Raw genomic sequence first — 17,502 nt, 5'->3', positions numbered from 1 at the left:
AGATTCGCCCGGCATCTCTATCGTTCGGCCCGCAAGCTGCTGCGGTCGATCATCGCCCGCATCGACCTCTCGCAGTTTCCGGGTTCGTGTTGCGGATGAGCACGACGTCGCGAGCCAACACACAGGGTTGCCCTATGCACCGGCATTTGAGACGAATTTGCCTGCTGCTTGCAGTGGCCTCGAGCTTGGGCACGTCGTCCGCTCTCGCCGCCGATGCCGATCACGGCGCGGACCTTGCGAAGCGCTGGTGCGCCAGCTGCCATGTCGTGGCGAACGGCCAGACCCAGGCGAGCGCCGACGTCCCCTCCTTCGCGTCCGTTGCGCGCAGGCCTGACTTCAGTTCGGAGAGGCTCGCCTTTTTCCTGCTCGACCCGCACCCGAAGATGCCGAATTTCCCCTTGAGCCGGACCGAAGCCGGCGACATCGCTGCCTACATCGCATCGCTGCGTTAGCAGAGCGCCGGCCGGTCAAGACACCTGCGATAAATGCAAATCCCTGCCGGAGAACCGACAGGGATCAGCAGAAAGGATGATGGGCGGCGAATGAGGTCCATTCGGCAGCCCATCATGGACCTGCACCAGCATCGGCGTGCGGATCTTCACGCCGCGCAAGTCCAGTCTGTGGACGCGCCGTCAACACACCGAGAATCAGGACTTGCCCTTCCCCGGTTGCATGAGACTGCCCGTCATCTGGCGCATGTGGTCTCCGGCACTGGTGAACTGGCTGCGCAGGAAATCCGATTGGATTCGCATCGCCTCCTGAAGGTCGGTGGCATGAACGAGCTTGCGAGCATGCTCGAACGCCGACTTCATGTTCTGCTCGGTGAAAGCGAGGGCCTGCTTCGACACGTCCGCCCCCGCGCCCGGAACGGTCGTCATCGACTTGGTGGCGGCTTCGAAGAACATTCCGAATGCCTTTTCCGCCTGGTCAATCGTCTTCTCGGCCAGGTCGCGCAGTTCGGCCGGAACTTCGAGCTTCGGTTCGATCATGGTCGCACTCCTCCCTTTTTCTGAACTGAATACCACACTTGCCGGATCGGCTTCCAGCGTCCAGCCCGGGGCAAACGTCGCCCGGCGGCCGGCTTTGGCAGGAAAACGAGGGGCAAGGCGTAGGGCCGGCGCGCTGTCCGGCTCAGGACAGGGGGTGTTCGGGAAGGGTTTCTTCGGTGGCGAGGTCTTCGACGAGCTTGATGACCTCAAAACGCTGCCGGGGCGCGAGCTTCAGAAATGCGCGGAGCAGGCGCAGGCTTTCGACGGTGCCGCTCGCAGGCGCGCCGAGCTTGAGGTGCAGCTCAGCCGCGAAATTGAGGTTTTTCATCTCGCACCTATGACAAGCATCAGCCTTCGTGATCCAACATCGAGGTCCCAACTGACAACCGAACGCCATAACCTGATGCCATGGCGACGGCGAGCTTTCGGCCGGGGAAGCCCGGCGTGTGAGCACGCTGAGCTACATGTCCAAACGTTCGGGCTCAACCGAACAGGTTGCAATTATGCCAAGGAACAACCCTTCCGGCAAGCCCAACAGTTGGCGTAGCGATGCTTCGTCTGCATCGCGCTACGGCAATTCCGGATAACAGGAATATGGCCCTCCGTCACCCACCTGCGTCAAGAAGCGCCATCAATCAGGCACGCGGCCTCGATCGCTGTCAATCGGCGCTGCGTTTCGCCTTGTTTCGGATGTGAATGGACATTGGCGGGCGCGAACACGTGCTACTTCAGCGTATACACGTAATTGTTGAGTCCGACCTCGGCGGTTGTATCGTCGACGAAATAAACGTCGATCTCGCAGCCGATCTCCAGCGTCCGGATGGGGGGGCGGTGAAGCCGAACGAGATGGCAAGCGCTTTGGGATCGACCTCCTTGTCGCCGTTGGACGTGGACGCGGCTCCTCGCATCAGGGGTCATCGGGCGGCATTTTTTCCGGCCATGAACCGTTGTCGAGGAGCGAACGACAAAGCGGTGGCGAAACAGTCACGCAGATCACGGGCGCCATGGCCGATGGACTGATCGATTCGGGCGCGCCCCAGCACCAAAGGACGACGGCATGCTTTCTCGCTGCGATCTCATCAGGGGCGCCGCAGTCGCGCTTCTCACCCTCTCGACACAAGGCGCATGGGCGCAGGAAACCAGGATGAATCTATTCAAGATCGTCACCATCAAGGACGAAATCGTCGTCGGACTGTCGGCGGAGGAGCTTCAGGCGCTCGGCGGCAATGATGCCAGCGCCGTTGCACACGCCCTGGCGCAGAAGGGCGATCTCACCGTCTGGCAATACAACGTGCATCGCGGTCCGAACGGGGAATTGCAGCAGGCGCCGACCGCCAAAATCGGGCTTTTGGCCAACGCCTCGCTGCGCGTCGAGCCCTATACCACGACCTACCAGATCCTGCCGCATCCCTAAGCAGCAGACTGGCGCGCCTGCGGCCGAGGCCGCAGGCGCGCCGTTGTCATCTGCGCTGCCCTGCACGCTGTGTCCCCGTTTCCGTCGCAAAGCCATAGATCAGCGCCAGCCGGTCCAGGCATTCACGAAAACGCCGCGCAAAATAGTCGTTCCAGCGCTGCGTACGGACAGCGCGACGCTGGCCGATCTCGTCCATGGTCAGACCCAGCACCAACACGTCGTGCACCAGCGCGGCGCCGTCGGTGCCGAGTTCGCGCTCGACCCGGTTCAGCCGCAGCACCGCCTGGCGTTGGCTCTCGGTGATGGGCTCGCGCGTGCGCGCGCCATCGACATATTCGCGGGTCGGGTCCATCGCCTGAGGGCCTCGCTCGGCCCTCTCCCAATCGTTCTGGAAGGCGCGCCCGCCGCGATACTGCGCCTCGTCGATCTGATGGTGCGCGTGCAGCCGGCCGAGCGGATCGCTGCGGATCGAGCGCACGGCCACGATCTTCTCTCCGGGGTCGAGCGCCAGCGGATTGTCCACCTCGACTTCCGCCACCTCCGCATTGAACGGTACCTCGCGCGAGCGCCGGTCGTAGACCTTCGCCAATTTGTAGGACCTGTTGCGCCGGACACGTGCCACTCGGATACTCCTTGCAAAAATTGACGATTGAACGGGCGGTCGCCAGGAAGCTCGATGGACTCAGGCGGCAGAGACCAGCCTCAGCACGACGGGACCGGCGGCGCGGGCGGCTGACCCAGCTCCCGAGCGGCGCGTCAGGCGGGCATGCGGCGTGCAATAGCTCGAGCCCGGCTCACGCGGATGGCCGCAGAAGGCAATTTCCTCCCCGTCCTTGTCGCCGCCATAGGGATAGTGACAGTCGTCGCGAGCGAGTTGGACCAACGGCACCAGGCGCGGCTGGATGCCGACGCAGCGCAACTTGACCGGCGCGGCAGGCTTCATCGCGGATTTCGGCGGCAGGTTCAGGAACGCGGGACGGTGCGGGAGGATAAGACAGGCTCCAGACGGCAGCACCGGCACGATCGATGGACTGCTCGTCCGGACCTGCACGATCAGCCCTAGCCGCTTGGCGCGGCCGGCCACCGCGTTGCGCGTGTAAGCCGTTCCAAACCTTGCATTAATCTGTCTTCCGATCTCCGCGTAAGACATTCCCTTGAGAAAATAGTCGCGAAGCGCGTCGGAGTGCTCCGACGGCCAATGACCCGGTTCCATGCTGCTGTCCTGTGATACGCCTCCTCCGATCGCACGATCGCGAGGCGGAGCGCACATTCCGTTATTCCGAAGTCTAAGTCAAGCGATAATTCTGATATTCATAATTGCATCAATTCCGAATTTCGGATTACAAGAGGCGGAACGATGGACAATCGAGGGAATCACCATGTTGGACGCTGCAATGATCGAGCGGGGCCTGGAAAAGACGGGCAAGAGCAAGGGCGGCCTGGCGGCCGCCATGGGCGTACGGCCTGGCGCGGTCTCTGAGATCCTCGGCGGCGAACGCCTGGTGAAGGCCTCGGAAATTATTCCGATCATGGAATATCTCGAGCTCAATCTCGCGCCGATCATGGGCCGCGTCGGCGCCGGTGCCGTGATCGAGCCGGATTATGAGCAGGTTCCCCCGGAGGGGCTCGGCGACATTGCGTTGCCCTTCCCGATCATGGAGGAGACCGTCGCATTCGAGATCGTGGGCGATTCGATGCTGCCCAAATACGAGAGCGGCGACGTGATCGTGGTCTACAAGGAGCAGCGCCATCCGCTGTCGAGCTTCTACGGCGAAGAGGCCGTGGTCCGGCTCAAGACCGGCGAGCGCTATCTGAAGACCATCGAGCGGGGCAAAACCCCTTCCGTCGTCAATCTCACCAGCTTCAATGCCAAGCAGATCGTCGGCGTGAAACTGGAGTGGGTCGGCGAGATCTGCCTGTCCATGCCCAAGGGCCAGCTGGAGCGGCTGCGCGCCAAGTCGGCACGCCCTCGCAAGAAGAGCAGGTAGGCAGCAATTTCCGTTTTTTCGAAATCTACCTTGACTTGATTCCGTTTTTCGGAAATACTCTGCCGTGCCCCTGACCATAGGGCACGGCAGGATCCGTTTCATGCAGTATTTCGTCGTGATGATTGACTATGGGCGGCGCGGCCGCGAGGCGGTCGTCGACCCTGAAATCACCAGGCGCGAGGTCATTTCCCGCGTCGCGTCAGGTGAATATCAGAACATCTCGTTCATCCAGGAAGTCGTGGAGAATTCGGTCGAAGACGTCACCGAGGCGATCCTCGCTGAGGCCGCCCTGCCCCGGATCCCGCCCGACGAAGTCGACCTCCAGGCCATCCGCCTCGATCACGCCCGCGATCTGCGCAAGCACGAGCGGACGTGACGCAGGCCAAGCGGCCTGCGCCACGGCCCGGTCGGAGATCACACCGTGAGGACGGTCGATCCCGTGGTCTTGCGCGCGGCGAGATCGGCATGCGCCTTGGCGGCGTCCTTCAGTGGATAGGTCTGGTGCACCTCGATCTTGACCGCGCCGGACTTGACGACGTCGAACAGCTCGCCCGCCATCGCGACCAGGCTCTCACGCTTGGCGGCGTAGGTGAACAGCGTTGGTCGGGTGACGTAGAGCGAGCCCTTCTGCGCCAGCAAACCGAGATTGAGCGGCTCGACGGCACCCGAGGACGCACCGAACAGCGCGGCGACGCCGAGCGGCGCGAGGCAGTCGAGCGACTTCAGGAACGTATCCTTGCCGACGGAGTCATAGACCACCGGCACCTTCTTGCCGCCAGTGATCTCGTCCACGCGCTTCACGAAATCCTCGCGCGTGTAGATGATGACATGATCGCAGCCATGCGCCTTGGCGAGCTTGGCCTTCTCGTCGTTGCTGACGGTGCCGATCACGGTCGCGCCGAGATGCTTGGCCCACTGGCTCAGGATCAAGCCAACGCCGCCTGCCGCCGCATGGAGCAGGATGGTGTCGCCGGCCTTCACGCGATAGGTCTGCCGGATCAGATATTGCGTGGTGAGCCCCTTCAGCATCATCGCCGCCGCGGTCTTGTCGTCGACACCGTCCGGCAGCTTCAGCAGTCGGTCGGCCGGGATCAGCCGCGCCTCGGAATAGGCCCCGAGCGGCGAGGCGCCGTAGGCGACCCGATCGCCCGGCTTCAGATCGGTGACACCGGGCCCAACCTCCTCGACGACGCCGGCAGCCTCGCTACCAAGCCCGCTCGGCAGTTGCGCCGGGTACAGACCCGAACGGTTGTAGATGTCGACGAAGTTGAGACCGACGGCGGTGTGGCGGATTCGAGCCTCGCCCGGTCCGGGCTTGCCGACACTGACCTCCTCCCAGACCAGGACTTCCGGACCACCAGTCTTGTGAAAGCGAATGGCATGCGTCATGGGCGTTGCTCCCTTGTCGTTGAGGTAAAAGTCCGAAACCCGGATCGGCCTTTCGAAATAGGTATTTGGTCCGCCCGTCACAGTACAGAGACGTAACAAGAATGTCACAGCGAACGACAAACCTCCGCCGTTCCGTCTCTGTTCGAAAGAGTTGATGCCGGCCTTGCGCGGACCGGCAGTAGCCTTCGCGCGGGTTTGGTGGTCGTCTGCGAAGGAGAGCCGAGATGCCAGCTTATGTACAGCATCATCAGGATATCGAGATCGCGCCTGTGATTTGCCCTGCTTGCATGGGGTTCCTTCCGATGTATGTGCGCGAGGTCGAACCGCATTGGAGTCTCGCCAAGATCGACTTCGTCTATGAATGCGCCGATTGCGGCGCCGAGGTCAGGCAGACTATCCGCAAGCCGGAGCTGCTGCGGCACTGATCGCGCGGCCGGTGGGCGCTCAGCTATTTGCGTTGAGCGGAAAAAATCCATTCGCGCGGGTCTGGCCTCTCCCAAACGAGGCTTGTTCTTTGCCGTGAACGCAGGCAGAACAAGCCTCAACAAAGACCTCTTTGGGAGCGCCTTTTCGTGGCTGAACAGAAGCCCTCGACAGCGATCGAGGCAGTGGAGAGCGGCCTCGCGGCGCAAGGCTACATCGCGAGCCGGCAGATCGCGACCGCCGTCTATTTGTCGCAACAGATCGAGAAGCCGATCCTGGTCGAAGGCCCCGCGGGCGTCGGCAAGACCGAGCTTGCCAAGGCGATCGCGGCCTGGCGCGGCCTGAAGATGATCCGCCTGCAATGCTATGAAGGCCTCGACGAGGCCAAGGCGCTCTATGAGTGGAAATACGCCAAGCAGCTTCTCTATACGCAGATCCTCAAGGACAAGCTCGGCGAAGTCCTCGGCGGCGCGCAGACGCTGCACGCCGCACTTGATCAGCTCCACGATTTCGGCGACGTGTTCTTCTCCAAGGAGTTCGTCGAGCCGCGGCCGCTGCTGCAAGCGCTGGAGCAGCCGGGCGGCTGCGTGCTCCTGATCGACGAGATCGACAAGTCGGATGCGGAATTCGAATCGCTGCTGCTGGAGATTCTCTCCGACTTCCAGGTCACGATCCCCGAGCTCGGCACCGTCTCTGCGATCACGCCGCCAACGGTGATCCTCACCTCCAACAGCGAGCGCGATCTCGGCGACGCCCTGAAGCGGCGCTGCCTGCATCTGCACATCGGCTTCCCCGAGCAGCGGCTCGAGGAGCGCATCGTCGAGAGCCGCGTCCCCAACATCTCGCAGACGCTGCGGCGGCAGATGGTCGGCTTCATCCACGAAATCCGCTCGCTCGACCTGAAGAAGCTGCCTTCGGTCAGCGAGACCATCGACTGGGCGCGCGTGCTGGTGCTCTTGCAGGCCTCCGAGCTCGACACCGAGATCGTCAAGGACACGCTCAACGTGCTCCTGAAATACGAGGCCGACATCGAGGCGGCTCAGCCTCAGATTACGACCTTCATTGCCAAGGCAGCACGATCCAACGTCTTCGGTTGACGCCGATGCGCGAGAATATTCATCGTTTCTTCCGTGCGGCACGGGGCGCCGGCGTCCATGTCTCGCCTGCCGAAAGCATCGATGCGATGCGCGCGGTCGCGCAGGTCGGCGTTTCCGACCGGACTATCCTGCGCGATGCGCTCCTTCTGACGCTCGCCAAGTCGCAGGACGAGAAGCTCGCACTCGGTGACTGTTTTGATCTGTTCTTCAGCCAGCCGGAGCCGCGGCAGGAACAGCCTGAAGCCAACGGCAAAGATGCTTCGGAGGACACGGACCAATCGCCGTCGTCCGCCGCGACCAGCGATGCGAGCGGCGGTTCGCCTCCCGCAGAATTGGGGCCCCTCGCGCAGATGCTGCTGTCGCAGGATCGCAACGCGGTCGCCGCCGCGATCGCGAGCGCTGCCGGTGCGGCGTCCCTGTCCGACATCCGCTACTCCACCCAGCGCGGCATCTTCTCCAGCCGCATCCTCGACGCCATGGGGCTCCAGCGGCTACGCGACGATCTCGACGAGCTGACCGCGACCAATCCGGCACTGGCCGAGCGGCTTCGCGCCGCACTGGATGCGTTGCGCGAAGCCGTGCGCGACACCGTCGCGCAGGGGCTTGCGCTCTATGCCCGCGAAGAGGCTGAAAACCTCCGCAACGAGATTCTGCGCAACGCGCCGCTTGCCCGTATCGAGCGGCGCCACGTTGCGGAGATGCGCGCGCTCATCCGCCAGATCGCGCGGCGCCTGCGCGAGCGCTATTCGAAACCACGCAAGCGCCAACGGCGCGGTCATCTCGACGTCCGCCGCACGCTGCGCCGCAACGCCGCCTGGGGCGGCATCCCCTTTCTCACGGCCTGGAAGCGCAAGCATCGCGACCGGCCGAAGATCGTGGCGCTCTGCGACGTCTCCGGCTCGGTCGCGCAGGTCTCGGATTTCTTCCTGCTCCTGATCCACTCGCTGCACGAAGTGGTCGACGACGTCCATTCCTTCGCCTTCTCCTCGCATCTGATCGAAGTCAGCGACATCCTCGAAAAGAAATCGCCGGAAGAGGCGATGGCCGAGATCATGTCCAAGGTCGGCTTCGGCTCCTCCGACTACGGCTCGTCGCTGGTCGATTTCGAGAAGGAGTTTATGAGCACGTTGACACCGCAGACCACGGTGATCGTGCTGGGCGATGCCCGCAGCAACAATCTCGATCCGCGCGCCGACATCCTGCGCCGCATCTCCGAGCGCTCGAAGCGGCTGGTGTGGCTCAATCCCGAAGGACGTCTCGCCTGGGGCTTTGGCGATTCCGAGATGCCGCGCTATGCGACCTTCTGCAGCGTGGTGCGCCAGTGCGCCACCGCGCAGCAGCTCGAGCGCGCGGTGTCCGATATCGTGGCGACTTATCAGTAGCCCTTACCCCGCAGCCGACGTCAGTTCCGCGCCAGCTCCGTCTGAACCACATTGCACTCCCGGAAATGATAGGCGATCTCGTCGAGCGCGCGCTGCTCCCATTCCTGGGCTTGCGCAAGCCAGAAAACCCGGCGCTCGAAATCAAGCGCAGCGCGCTCCCGGCACAAGGATTCTTGACTGCGAATTTCGACCAGCCTGTTCATGCACTCCACTCCTGCCGTGTGAAGCCATTCCCCGCGAATCAGCGTAACAGAATCCCGATCCCTTCGTCTCATGATTTCTGTGCATATTGCGACGCAGAATGGGACAGCAGCGCTTCCCGTGCAGCGCGGTAGCTCGCGGACCAACATCAAGCCCACATCATCAATACGTGATCGAGGCCCGGGACGATATTCGTCATCCGGCGATCTTAACTCTTGTGGCGCAACGACGTGCAGCAATTTGTGAAGAGAAGTTCTAAACACCTCACCGGATTCCCGACTCATTGCCGTCGCACGGTCTTCATGCAGCGCCGCTAACAGAGGCGCACCAACGGCACCATGGCTTGAGGCAACATGAGCAACGACATCGATTTCGATCTTTCGCCGGACCAATGGGAGGTTCTGAAAGCGCTCCGCAATCCCGCGTCGCGTGGTCGCTTCAGGAAGGCCTACGTCGTCGAAGACCTCGTCAAGCTCGGCCTCGTCGCAATCAGGGACAGCGTTCCCGAGATGACATTGACAGGACGCAAGGTTCTGGTGCGAGGATCATGCCACCTGCTGGATCTGGCAGCCTAGGTCTTTCGCGACATCCGGACATCTCAGAAGATCTGTGAGATCACGACTGCATAAGCGATGAACACCACCCCGAGACCCCAGACCATCGCAGGAATCCGTGCTCGCCGGCCCACCGCAACTTCCAGCGCGATATAGCTCAGCGTCCCCAGCGCCATTCCATTGATGAGATTGTTGGTCAGCACGGTGACCAACAGCGTAAGCACGATGGGCACGGCATTGCCGAGATCGGTCATGTCAATGCGGGCGAGGCCTTGCATCATCAGCACGCCGACGAGCACCAGCGCGGGCGCGGTTGCTTGCGGTGGAATGATGACGAAGACCGGCCAGAAGAACAAGGCAAGGCAGAAGAACCCCGCGACCGTCAGCGAGGTCAGACCGGTGCGCCCCCCGGCCTGCACGCCGGTGATCGACTCGATATAGGCCGTCACCACCGACGTGCCGAGCAGCGGGCCGACGATGGACGCCGTCGCATCGGTGGCGAATGCTGCGGTGGCATTCGGGATCGAGCCGTCCGGGCGGCGCAGATTGGCGGCACCGGTCACGCCGATCAGCGTTCCCAGAGTCGAGAAGAATTCGGCGCACAGGAAGTAGAACAGCAGCGGCAGCGCCACGACGAAGTGACTGACGAGGTAGCCGACGTCGAGTGCCATGAAGGTGCTGGTGGGCCAGCGCGGCCATGACAGGATCGCCGACGGCATCGCGGTCACCATCTTGCCGTTTGCGCCGGGAACGAAGAAGCCGATCAGGGTCAGCACGGCGATCGACAGGATGAGTCCGCCGGGAACACGTCGCGCGACCAGCACCGGCGTGAGCAGCAGACCTGCGAGCGTCAACAGCACAGGCGGACTGCGCAGCGATCCCATCGCGATATAGGTCGAGGGGTTCTGCACCACGAAGCCCGCACCGCGCAACGCAATGAACACGATCAGGGTGCCGACCGCGGCCTGGATGCCGATCTTCAACGCTTCGGGAACGTCCCGTGCGACACGCTCGCGCAGCTTCGACAGGCTCAGGATCAGGAACAGCACGCCCGTAAAGGCGACCATGGCGAGCGCCCCTTGCCAGGGCATGCCCATCTGCTTGACGATCACATAGGTGAAGATGACGTTGGAGCCCATCGCGGGCGCAACGGCGAGCGGCAGGTTGGCCCAAAACCCCATCATCACCGAGCCGAAGATCGCCGCCAGCGCCGTTGCGCTGACGAGATCGGCGCGATCCATTCCGGCATTGGACATGATCGCCGGATTCACTGCGATGATATAGGCCATCGCCGCGAACGTGGTCGCACCGGCCATCACCTCGCGTCCAACGGTGGTGCCGCGCTCGGAGAGGCCGAAGAGGCGGTCGATCGGACCTTGCGGGCCCGACGGTCCGACGGATTTTGGTGCGGTGTCCGCGGGAGCCGTTTGCGGCAGCGTCATCTCGTTCATCACCGTTTCCCTCATCCCCGCGCTCACCAGACCACCGGGTGGGCTTCGCCGGTCTGGACGTTGATGAACCCGAGCGGCGCCTGCTCGCAGGGCGCGACCAGCACCCAGCTCCAGGGCGCACAGGTCAGCGTCGCGAACATCAGGCGCTCTGGAAATCCGGGATACCAGCGCGGCCGGAAGGTCGGCTCATACATCCAGTCCACCTTGCGGCCCTCCGCATAGAGCGCCTGCATCTCGGCATCGAGCGCCTGCGCCGAGCGACAGCTCATCAATCCCCCAACCTCGAAGCGCACGGTGGCGACCAGCTCGCCTTCGCGCACCAGCGCCCATCCGCCCTGGCGCTCGACCAGTGCGTTCACGGCCTTGGCCATCGCGGCGTCGGACGAGCCGACCACCCAGATGTTGTGCTTGTCGTGCGCGACCGAGCAGGCAACCGCGGTGTCCGGCGTGCGCGGTCCGCAGCCGCGCCAGAACATTTTTGCAACCCGGCCGTCGCCGGAGAAGCGATCGACGATGGCAAACTTGGTGATGGCCTCGCCCTCATCGCGCTGCACGGCGCCGTCACGGACCGGCAATTCGAGAGTGTAGAACTCCGGATGCCAATGGAACGGCCGGATCACGGCGGCTTTCATCGTGGTGCGGCCGGGTTCGGCCAGCAGCTCGAAGTCCTCCGGCTGGATCGCGCGCTTGATATTCACCGTCCTGGTCGCCCAATCGGGCCAGGAGATTTCAGGGACCTTCCCCAGGTAGCGCTCGCCTTCGGATACTTGCGCGCCGTCGGCCCAGACCTCGGCGATGGTCAATTTGGCGACGTCCGAGAGCAGCACGACATCGCCAAAACGCCCCGGAGCGAGACTGCCGACGAACGGCGTGATGCGCATGTGCCGCGCGGGATTGATGGTGAGACATTGAATCGCGATTTCCGGCGCGAGACCGGCTTCGATCGCGACCCGCGCGTTGTGATCGCTGGCGCCGAGCTCGAGCGTATGGCTGGCGCTGCGGTCGTCGGTGGTGAAGGCGATTTGCGACCAATCCTGCAAGCCCTTGGCGAGCAGCCAGGCGACGATCTCGGGCATGGCGTAGACGCGCAGCTCGATGAAGAGGCCGCGCGTCAGCTTGTCCCAAGTCTCCTCCGGCGTCTGCACTTCATGGTCGGAGGCGAGCCCAGCCGCGGCAAAGGCGTTGATGGATGGCAAGTCCCGCAGACCGGAGGCATGGCCTTCGACGACACCGCGGGCCGCGAACGTGGCCTCGATCATGCCCCAGAGCCGCTTGTAGGACGGATTGTCAGGATTCCAGACCGCCGGCCAGTCCATGACTTCGTCGAGACCGGTGACCATCAGGCTCTCGCTCATGAAGCGCGCCTGCTCGTCGCGACCATACCAGCCGCCGCCCCACTCATAGGCCGTGGGTGGCACCGCTGATCCGGGTTGCGGAAAGATTTTCAACGGCGATCCGCGACGGCGTGCCTCGAACCAAAATTCAAGATTGCGTGCGCCGTTGACATTGGAGAATTCGTGGCTCGCCTCGCACGTCCAGGTATTGCCATGCGGCAGCACCAGCGCGGCCTCCCATTCCGGCGTCAGATGCGAGCTTTCGATATGCTTGTGCACTTCACCGAAGCCGGGAACGGCCGCAAGATCCGGGCGATGCACGCGTTCGCGAACCTCGCCCGGATAGCTCCCGGCAGGTCCGACCCACGCGATCCGACGGCCCTTGAACACGATCTCCTGATCCTCGCTCCAGGTGCGGCTGTGCACGTCAAGCAGCCGGCCGACCCGCAAGCTCCGGTCGGCCGGGCGGCGGCCGAGTGCCGTCAGCACCAGGTCCTGGCGGATGCGAACCTCGTCGGGCGCGTTGATCAGGAGATCGTCGGGTATCGCATTCATGACCTGCCTCACTCTACGCCGGCTCTTTTGGAGCCGTGGTTCGCTTTCGCGGCGATTTGCCGGCTTTGCCGCTGCGCGCCGCGGCGGCATCACGCTGCCGGACATCGTTCAGGAGGGTCGTGAGCGCCCACTCGATCGTGTCAGCAATCTCGGCGCTGGACATACCAAAGTCCTCGCGCATCGCATTCCAGGCCAGCACGTTGTTGAGATAGGACGCCAGCGCTTCCGCCTGGCGGACCTCCTTCGCGGGAAGATGCTGCACCAGCGGCGCCATCGCCTTGCGATGCTGCTCGATCAGGTGACGCCGAAAGCCCGCGCGCACCCTTCGGCCCGCCCGCGTGACTGCAATGGCGCGCGCCAGATGCGGATGACGGTCGAACCGCTTGCACAGCTTGCGGAAGATCTCCGGCAGCTCATCGGGTGACGTGAAGGGAATGTAGCTGAAGACGTTGTCCTCGATCCACTCGCCGGCCGCAGCGGACAGCTCCGCGCGGGTCTTGAAGTGCCGATAGATGGTTCGCTCGGCCACCTTCGCGCGCTTGGCCACCGCAGCCATGGAGATGTCGTCGGCCGCCTCATCCTCCAGCGTCGCGACGAAAGCGGCAACGATGCGCTGCCGCGTCATCTCGGCATATTCGTCACGAAGGCTGGTGATATGTCGCTTTGCTGCACTCATGTCATAAGCCTGACACCAGACGATTTGGGGGGCAAGCCGAGACTTGAGGCACGCCGCGCCGTAACAATAGGCGTCAACCGCCTCTGGGAACGCCCAAGATCCTCGCGCGACCGACTTTCGCCCGCCGCCTGAAAAATGGACTTTTGCGCGTCGCCAAAATCGGATTTGCTCTGCCGAGAACCGCGCGCAACGGCGCCGCGCGGACGGCAAGGGAGCTGATCATGAACGGACTTGGCGGATTGAACAAATCGCCTGAGGGCGTGGTCATCGGGCTCGTTCAACTACAACTGCCGAACGTCGTGACACGGGCCGATCTGACCAGGCAGACCGAACGCATCGTCTGGATGGTCGGCAAGGCGCGCCGCAACCTTTCCACCATGGATCTGGTGGTGTTCCCCGAATACTCGCTGCACGGCCTCTCGATGGACAGCAATCCCGAGATCATGTGCCGGCTCGACGGACCGGAGGTCGCGGCTTTCAAGAAGGCCTGCATCGACAACCGGATCTGGGGCTGCTTCTCCATCATGGAGTTCAACCCGCACGGCAACCCCTACAATTCCGGCCTGATCATCGACGACCACGGCGAGATCAAGCTCTATTACCGCAAGCTCCATCCCTGGATTCCGGTCGAGCCTTGGGAGCCCGGCGACGTCGGCATCCCCGTGATCGAGGGCCCGAACGGCGCGAAGATCGCGCTGATTATCTGCCATGACGGCATGTTCCCGGAGATGGCGCGCGAATGTGCCTACAAGGGTGCGGAGATCATGATCCGCACCGCCGGCTACACCGCACCGATCCGCGACGCATGGCGCTTCACCAACCAGGCCAACTCGTTCCAGAACCTGATGGTGACGGCGAATGTCTGCATGTGCGGATCCGACGGCTCGTTCGATTCCATGGGGGAAGGCATGATCGTGAATTTCGACGGCACCGTGCTGGCGCATGGCACCACCGGGCGCGCGGACGAGATCATCACCGCCGAGGTACGGCCCGATCTCGTGCGCGAGGCCCGCATCAATTGGGGCGTCGAGAACAACATCTACCAGCTCTGGCGCCGCGGCTATGTCGCGGTGAAGGGCGGCGCGATGGATTGCCCCTACACCTTCATGCAGGACATGGTCGCGGGCACCTATCGGTTGCCGTGGGAAGACCAGGTCAAGGTCACCGACGGCACCTCCTGCGGCTTCCCGGCGCCGACACGGATGTTCGGCAGGACAGCGAAGGCGGCCGAATAGGCGATTTTCAGCGAAAACCGCGACAATCTGGCACGGTTGTTGCTCCTTTTGGCGACCGAGACGTCGTTGAAACGGGGGAATCATCATGTCGACCATTGCCGCGGCCCCGGCCGCTGAGCGCAAGCCGCTCTACACCTCGCTGTTCGTCCAGGTCCTGGGCGCGCTGATCCTGGGCATCATTCTCGGCGTAGCCACGCCGGATTTTGCCATCAGCCTCAAGATCCTCAGCGACGCCTTCCTCAAGCTGATCTCGATGATCGTGGCGCCGATCGTGTTCTGCGTGGTCGTGCACGGCATTGCCGGTGCCGGCGACCTCAAGAAAGTCGGCCGGGTCGGCGTCAAGGCACTGCTCTATTTCGAGGTGATGACCACCGTGGCGCTCGTGGTCGGGCTCATCCTCGCCTATGTCTTCGGCCCCGGCCACGGCATGAACATCGATACGTCGACGCTGGATGCCAAGGCGCTCAACACCTACGCCGACAACGCCCACAAGCTGCAGGGCGCGGGCGTCGGCGCTTTCCTGCTCAACGTGATCCCCAGTACCTCGTTCGACGCGCTGTCGCGCAACGACGTGCTCCAGGTGCTGTTCTTCGCGATCCTGTTCGGCGTCGGCCTCGCACTGGTCGGTGGCGAAAAGGGCAAGCTCGTCACCTCGATCATTGACGCCGCCTCGACCGTGCTGTTCCGAGTCATGGGGCTTATCGTTCGCGTTGCGCCACTTGGCGTGCTCGGCGCGGTCGCCTACACCGTCGGCAAATACGGCATCGGCTCGCTGAAGCAGCTGGTCTCGCTGGTGATGCTGTTCTACGTCTCGGTCGGCATCTTCGTGCTCGGCGTGCTCGGCAGCGTGATGGCGCTCGCCGGAATCAACATCCTCAAGTTCCTGTCCTACCTGCGCGAAGAGCTGACCATCGTGCTCGCGACCGCGTCCTCCGACGCGGTGCTGCCCCAGATCATGAAGAAGCTGGAGCGGATGGGCGTGAAGGATTCCGTCGTCGGCCTCGTCATCCCGACCGGCTATTCCTTCAACCTCGACGCCTTCTCGATCTACCTGACGCTTGCCGTCGTGTTCATCGCGCAAGCGACCAACACGCCGCTGTCGTTCGGCGATCTACTGCTGGTGCTCGGCGTATCCCTGATCACGTCCAAAGGCGCGCATGGCGTGCCGGGCTCGGCGATCGTGATCCTCGCCGCCACCCTCAACGCCGTGCCGAGCATTCCCGCGATTGGCCTCGTGCTGGTGCTGTCGGTCGACTGGTTCATCGGCATGGCCCGCGCCATGGGCAACCTCATCGGCAATTGCGTGGCGACTGTCGTTGTAGCCGCCTGGGAAGGCGACCTCGATCGCGCCAAGGCGGCCAAGGTCCTCGACGGTGGCGAGCTTGTGGACGTGACGGCGGGGTAGCGCGGGTCAGTCATTCCAACGGAGGAGCGGCGTTCCATACGCCCTCCTCCAGACGGAGAGGAAACGCGGAAACCAGGAGTGGGCCACGGCGCCCTTGTAGGCCCAGGTGCGATATTTCAGGCCCTGCTCCGAGATCAGTTCCTGATAGCCACCGTGGACTTCGGTCGCGGTGCGGATGTCCTTCAATATTCCTTGCGCGCAGGCGCGGTAGGTAACGCTCCCCGAGAATTCGTCATAGTCCAGCATGCGATCCGCGAACTCGACGTTGAACGTCGGCCAGGACGACCGTCCCTGGTAGGCGGGAGCCGCGATCTTGTGGATCATCTTGTTGCGCGGATTATCCGCGGACACCAGGAAGTGGAACGTGCTGGGGATGCGAAAGCGCGGCTCCGCAATGATCAGATCCGCCGTGGCCGCGAACAGCGCGCGCTCGCTCTCCTCATTCAGATCCCAGAAGCCGCGATGCACGCTGACGAAATCCAGCGCGACCGAGAACACCGGCGAGCCCGCGGGGCTATCCAGGGAATGCCTGATATAGCCGCCCTTGCCGAACAGGCGCAGCAGGTCCCTCTTGTACTGCGCCAGGTCGCGTCCGAGCAGCCGCTTCAGCTCGTTCTCGTCGACGATTCCGAGCTGCACGCCCCACACGAACGTCGTGTAGACGCAGGCATTGGTGACGAAACGCCTGCGCTCGGCGCGCGTGTCGGTTGCCGCGGAGCGCGGAGCGCTGGCGTCGCACAGCAAATACGTGGAGCCATCATCATTGAAAGGTTCGAGCTCGCTTGCGAGCTGGAGGATCGCGCGTTTCAGATCACCGCAATATTCGGCCAGCAGCAGGCGGCCGGCATGCGCGCATTGCGACATCGCCAGATAGGATGACGCTCTCTCCTCGGCAGAGATCATCTGCTGGAGGCCGGCCAGAATGCCGAGCAGCGTATCCGAGGGGCGCGAGAAATAGTTCACGCCGAGATACCGGGCGCGTCCCGCCGGGACGATGGTCGTCGTGACCACGTCGGCGCGAACCGCTTCCAGCAGCAGGCGAACGCTCTTTTCGAGCAGACGTGCCCGCCGTACCGCGTCCTGCGAATCCATGATGGTCTCGGGGTCGAGGACGTCGGGATAGAACCAGGCGAAGTCGCGCGGGTAATAGGCGGATGCGTGCGGCGCCCCCGTGACGAGAAAGGCCTCGGTCACCGAAAAGGCGCTGTCCATCGAGTGCCGGTAGAGGTCCTCGATGGCCGACAACGAATGATGCGATTGTCTCAGGAAGCGATCACCGAGGAAATTGACCGCCTGGAGGGCGTTGGCGACGAAGGTCGCCGCCATGCCTTGGTAAAACCGATTTCCGCGATGTGACGGCAAGGAAATATCGCTGTTCATGTGCGCCTGGTGTCTCGTGATCCCGGCGC

General features: G+C 63.3%; 20 protein-coding genes. 10 read left to right on the top strand and 10 right to left on the bottom strand.

Going from position 1 to position 17,502, the window contains the following annotated elements:
- Positions 1-134: 134 nt before the first annotated feature.
- Positions 135-452 carry a c-type cytochrome gene (locus tag JQ591_RS22915; RefSeq protein WP_211398240.1) on the top strand — a complete coding sequence of 106 codons (318 nt, stop codon included), beginning with the start codon at positions 135-137 and terminating at the stop codon, positions 450-452.
- Positions 453-647: 195 nt separating this feature from the next.
- Here the strand turns inward: JQ591_RS22915 and JQ591_RS22910 are convergent, their stop codons facing one another.
- Both JQ591_RS22910 and JQ591_RS22905 read right to left on the bottom strand, forming a co-directional pair.
- On the bottom strand, positions 648-989 hold the full coding sequence (locus JQ591_RS22910) for a phasin (RefSeq protein ID WP_007601491.1): 342 nt from the start codon (positions 987-989) through the stop codon (positions 648-650).
- 142 nt (positions 990-1,131) lie between these two features.
- Positions 1,132-1,317, bottom strand: coding sequence for a hypothetical protein (locus tag JQ591_RS22905; protein ID WP_007612798.1), 186 nt, complete (start codon positions 1,315-1,317; stop codon positions 1,132-1,134).
- A 729-nt stretch (positions 1,318-2,046) separates the two neighbouring features.
- Between JQ591_RS22905 and JQ591_RS22900 the strand changes: the two genes are divergently transcribed.
- Positions 2,047-2,403, top strand: coding sequence for a hypothetical protein (locus tag JQ591_RS22900; protein WP_211398239.1), 357 nt, complete (start codon positions 2,047-2,049; stop codon positions 2,401-2,403).
- 46 nt (positions 2,404-2,449) lie between these two features.
- Here the strand turns inward: JQ591_RS22900 and JQ591_RS22895 are convergent, their stop codons facing one another.
- Positions 2,450-3,025 (bottom strand): hypothetical protein, encoded by a 576-nt coding sequence (locus JQ591_RS22895; protein ID WP_211398238.1) that lies wholly within the window; start codon positions 3,023-3,025, stop codon positions 2,450-2,452.
- Between the two features lie 60 nt (positions 3,026-3,085).
- Positions 3,086-3,616, bottom strand: coding sequence for a GcrA family cell cycle regulator (locus JQ591_RS22890; protein ID WP_211398237.1), 531 nt, complete (start codon positions 3,614-3,616; stop codon positions 3,086-3,088).
- 166 nt (positions 3,617-3,782) lie between these two features.
- On the opposite strand from JQ591_RS22890, the gene JQ591_RS22885 reads away from it, so the two are divergent.
- Together JQ591_RS22885 and JQ591_RS22880 are read left to right on the top strand one after the other, a co-directional pair.
- Complete coding sequence (locus tag JQ591_RS22885) at positions 3,783-4,391, top strand: S24 family peptidase (RefSeq protein ID WP_211398236.1); 609 nt, start codon at positions 3,783-3,785, stop codon at positions 4,389-4,391.
- Positions 4,392-4,491: 100 nt separating this feature from the next.
- Positions 4,492-4,767 carry a hypothetical protein gene (locus JQ591_RS22880; protein WP_211398235.1) on the top strand — a complete coding sequence of 92 codons (276 nt, stop codon included), beginning with the start codon at positions 4,492-4,494 and terminating at the stop codon, positions 4,765-4,767.
- 38 nt (positions 4,768-4,805) lie between these two features.
- On the opposite strand, the gene JQ591_RS22875 is transcribed toward JQ591_RS22880, so the two are convergent.
- Positions 4,806-5,780, bottom strand: coding sequence for a quinone oxidoreductase family protein (locus tag JQ591_RS22875; protein ID WP_211398234.1), 975 nt, complete (start codon positions 5,778-5,780; stop codon positions 4,806-4,808).
- A gap of 224 nt (positions 5,781-6,004) precedes the next feature.
- Here JQ591_RS22875 and JQ591_RS22870 point away from each other — a divergent pair, with 224 nt between their 5' ends.
- The 3 genes from JQ591_RS22870 (at position 6,005) to JQ591_RS22860 (ending at position 8,682) form a co-directional block, all read left to right on the top strand.
- Positions 6,005-6,205, top strand: coding sequence for a hypothetical protein (locus tag JQ591_RS22870; RefSeq protein WP_007612817.1), 201 nt, complete (start codon positions 6,005-6,007; stop codon positions 6,203-6,205).
- A 147-nt stretch (positions 6,206-6,352) separates the two neighbouring features.
- Positions 6,353-7,300, top strand: a complete 948-nt coding sequence (locus tag JQ591_RS22865; RefSeq protein ID WP_211398233.1) for an AAA family ATPase — start codon at positions 6,353-6,355, stop codon at positions 7,298-7,300.
- Between the two features lie 5 nt (positions 7,301-7,305).
- Entirely contained in the window at positions 7,306-8,682 is a 1,377-nt protein-coding gene (locus tag JQ591_RS22860) for a vWA domain-containing protein (RefSeq protein WP_211398232.1), read from the top strand.
- Positions 8,683-8,702: 20 nt separating this feature from the next.
- On the opposite strand, the gene JQ591_RS22855 is transcribed toward JQ591_RS22860, so the two are convergent.
- On the bottom strand, positions 8,703-8,885 hold the full coding sequence (locus JQ591_RS22855; RefSeq protein ID WP_211398231.1) for a hypothetical protein: 183 nt from the start codon (positions 8,883-8,885) through the stop codon (positions 8,703-8,705).
- Between the two features lie 351 nt (positions 8,886-9,236).
- Between JQ591_RS22855 and JQ591_RS22850 the strand changes: the two genes are divergently transcribed.
- Positions 9,237-9,458 (top strand): hypothetical protein, encoded by a 222-nt coding sequence (locus tag JQ591_RS22850; protein ID WP_211398230.1) that lies wholly within the window; start codon positions 9,237-9,239, stop codon positions 9,456-9,458.
- 23 nt (positions 9,459-9,481) lie between these two features.
- Here the strand turns inward: JQ591_RS22850 and JQ591_RS22845 are convergent, their stop codons facing one another.
- From JQ591_RS22845 to JQ591_RS22835, 3 genes are read right to left on the bottom strand one after another with little or no spacing between them, the layout of a single operon-like run.
- Positions 9,482-10,888, bottom strand: coding sequence for an NCS2 family permease (locus tag JQ591_RS22845; protein WP_211398229.1), 1,407 nt, complete (start codon positions 10,886-10,888; stop codon positions 9,482-9,484).
- A 23-nt stretch (positions 10,889-10,911) separates the two neighbouring features.
- Positions 10,912-12,777 (bottom strand): adenine deaminase, encoded by a 1,866-nt coding sequence (locus JQ591_RS22840; RefSeq protein WP_211398228.1) that lies wholly within the window; start codon positions 12,775-12,777, stop codon positions 10,912-10,914.
- A gap of 13 nt (positions 12,778-12,790) precedes the next feature.
- The gene (locus JQ591_RS22835) at positions 12,791-13,453 is read right to left on the bottom strand and encodes a TetR/AcrR family transcriptional regulator (protein WP_211398227.1); all 663 of its coding nucleotides are present in this window, start codon (positions 13,451-13,453) and stop codon (positions 12,791-12,793) included.
- A 221-nt stretch (positions 13,454-13,674) separates the two neighbouring features.
- Between JQ591_RS22835 and JQ591_RS22830 the strand changes: the two genes are divergently transcribed.
- Positions 13,675-14,688 (top strand): formamidase, encoded by a 1,014-nt coding sequence (locus JQ591_RS22830; RefSeq protein ID WP_211398226.1) that lies wholly within the window; start codon positions 13,675-13,677, stop codon positions 14,686-14,688.
- A gap of 85 nt (positions 14,689-14,773) precedes the next feature.
- The gene (locus JQ591_RS22825; RefSeq protein ID WP_211398225.1) at positions 14,774-16,093 is read left to right on the top strand and encodes a dicarboxylate/amino acid:cation symporter; all 1,320 of its coding nucleotides are present in this window, start codon (positions 14,774-14,776) and stop codon (positions 16,091-16,093) included.
- A 6-nt stretch (positions 16,094-16,099) separates the two neighbouring features.
- On the opposite strand, the gene JQ591_RS22820 is transcribed toward JQ591_RS22825, so the two are convergent.
- A complete protein-coding gene (locus JQ591_RS22820; RefSeq protein ID WP_211398224.1) occupies positions 16,100-17,473 on the bottom strand; it encodes a hypothetical protein in 1,374 nt (457 codons plus the stop codon).
- Positions 17,474-17,502 lie beyond the last annotated feature (29 nt).

The organism is Bradyrhizobium canariense (assembly GCF_018130465.1).
Lineage (GTDB): Bacteria > Pseudomonadota > Alphaproteobacteria > Rhizobiales > Xanthobacteraceae > Bradyrhizobium > Bradyrhizobium canariense_C.
This window is presented reverse-complemented; position numbering and strand designations above follow the sequence as displayed.